Source organism: Leisingera sp. F5, from assembly GCF_001593695.1.
Genome location: NZ_LUKH01000644.1, coordinates 1 through 1,935, shown reverse-complemented (window position 1 = coordinate 1,935; position 1,935 = coordinate 1). Strand labels below are relative to the sequence as shown.

Genomic DNA, 1,935 nt, shown 5'->3' with positions numbered 1-1,935 from the left:
GGTGCTGGTGCTGTTCGGGCTGGTCTTTGCGGTGGCCTCGGTCACGCTGTGCGAGGGCGCGCGGCGGTTGCCTGCGGCAGAAACCGCGCTGTTGTCAGCGCTGGAGACGCCGCTGGCGCCTTTGCTAGCCTTTTTGATCTTGGCGGAACGTCCGGGCCTGACGACGGTTCTGGGCGGGGCGGTGATACTCACTGCCGTTCTGTGGACGCAGAAACCGCCCGTTCGCTCGCGGCGGCCTGAAAAGCCTGCTGACCAGCCTATTGCTTGTCCGTCACGTTCTCCTTGAACGCGACCTCGAATGCGGCCTGTTTTTGGGCGTTGGCCTCGGTCTGATAGTTGGCTTTCCACTCCGCCATGGTCATGCCGTAATAGATCTCGCGGGCTTCGTTCTTGTCCATCTCAATGCCGCGTTCATTGGCGGCTTCCTGGTACCAGCGCGCCAGGCAGTTGCGGCAAAAGCCGGCCATGTTCATCAGGTCGATGTTCTGAACGTCAGTGCGTTCTTCCATCAGGTGCTTTTGAAGGCGGCGGAAGGCGGCGGCCTGGATTTCGATCTCGGTTTGCTTGTCCATGGAGGTGGCTCCGGAGTGAATATTGGCGTCTGGCACAGGCCTAGCAGCCGACGCTAGTGCGGGCAATGGGGCCACATGGGGCGTCAGATCAGCTGCAGCGCAACCCACGGTCCCAGCGCGGTGGCAAAGATCACAATTTTATAGGTGCCGAGCCAGCGGTAGACGGTGAGGCTGACATCGGCAGGCGCCAGGCCGAACATCCGTGCGTGCAGGCCGGCGACCCAATCCCGCAGGGCCAGCAGCAAAAGGGCAGACAGGGTGAACAAGCTAAGATGCAGCACGGTCAGCCAGCCGAAGAAAGCAGAGAGAATGTCCAGGGTCATGATGACTCCTTTCCCGTTTCGCCCGCGCTTCCGTTACGAATATGGGGATTTTCTGCCAGTTCCGCAATGCGGGGCGGTTTCCCTTTGAGGGAAACGGCCAGGAAAAATCGATTTTTCCTGGCCGGAATTCGCGTCGAATTCCGGTTCAGAGGCCGGAGGCCTCCAGCGCTTTGGGCAGGACACCGGCCAAGCGTTCGGCCCAGATGTGCTGGCTCTTGTGCTCGGCAATCAGGTCGTTCCTCAGCTCGATCAGCGTGTTGGGGCGGCCCGGTTTGGTGGCGTGGGTCTCAATCGCGTCGCCGGGCAGATAGCCGGTGTAGGGCTCATTGACGCCCACGCACAGGCCGCCCTCGGCTTTCAGTTCGTCGATCACGAAGGGAGAGAACCGTTCACCTTCGGGAAACAGGATGCCGATCTCCCAGGGCCGCGGGGGGCGCCCGCGCAGCTGGCGGGTGAAACTGTGGACCGAGACGATCACCGTGCGGGGACGTTCCGCCAGCCGCGCCAGGGCGCGGTGGTAGGGGCGGTAGCAATTCTCCAGCCGCTCGGTCAGCTCTGCCGCGCCCGCGTGGCGGTTGGCCGGGATGATGGTGCCGTCGTAAAGCTTCATCAACAGGGTCGGGTCGTCCTCGCCGCGGTTGGGGTCGATCACCAGCCGCGAGAAGTTGGAGGCCACCACCGGCGCGTCCAGCATTTCGCCCAGCAGCTTCGACACCTCATAGGCGCCGACGTCATAGGCGATGTGGCGCTCCATATCCTCGCGCGGGAGGCCGAGGTCGCCGCCGCCGGCAAATTCCGGCACGTGGTTGGTGGCGTGGTCGCAGGTGATCAGCCAGCGGGCGGGGCGGTCTGCGCCGTGAACAAAATAGGGTGTGTATGTCATGAGCCTGATATGTTTTGCCGCAAGCTGTTTACGGGAGTTGCGGCAGAATGGGAATTGGGGGATAAGCACCCTGAACGCTGTTTGCGGTAACATATTTCAGGTCCGGAGGAGAAGACCCCTATGAAACGTTCGCGCAATGTGAAGATTGTCGCCACCC

Annotated in this window: 4 protein-coding genes; 1 reads left to right on the top strand and 3 read right to left on the bottom strand. The window is 62.3% G+C overall.

Features of this window, described 5'->3' with window-relative positions:
- Positions 1 to 286, top strand: a 286-nt coding sequence (locus A2I95_RS34305; protein ID WP_291736995.1) for an EamA family transporter, incomplete at its 5' end; no start/stop codon positions are given.
- Here A2I95_RS34305 and A2I95_RS34300 read toward each other — a convergent pair.
- From A2I95_RS34300 to A2I95_RS34290, 3 genes are all read right to left on the bottom strand, one after another.
- Positions 258 to 572, bottom strand: a complete 315-nt coding sequence (locus tag A2I95_RS34300) for a DUF1244 domain-containing protein (protein WP_027257790.1) — start codon at positions 570 to 572, stop codon at positions 258 to 260. The two genes, A2I95_RS34305 and A2I95_RS34300, sit on opposite strands and share 29 nt — an antisense overlap.
- Positions 573 to 655: 83 nt before the next feature.
- Positions 656 to 895: a DUF6868 family protein gene (locus A2I95_RS34295; RefSeq protein ID WP_027257791.1), complete on the bottom strand. Its 240-nt coding sequence runs from the start codon at positions 893 to 895 to the stop codon at positions 656 to 658.
- Between the two features lie 145 nt (positions 896 to 1,040).
- Positions 1,041 to 1,778 carry an N-formylglutamate amidohydrolase gene (locus tag A2I95_RS34290; RefSeq protein WP_027257792.1) on the bottom strand — a complete coding sequence of 246 codons (738 nt, stop codon included), beginning with the start codon at positions 1,776 to 1,778 and terminating at the stop codon, positions 1,041 to 1,043.
- Positions 1,779 to 1,935 lie beyond the last annotated feature (157 nt).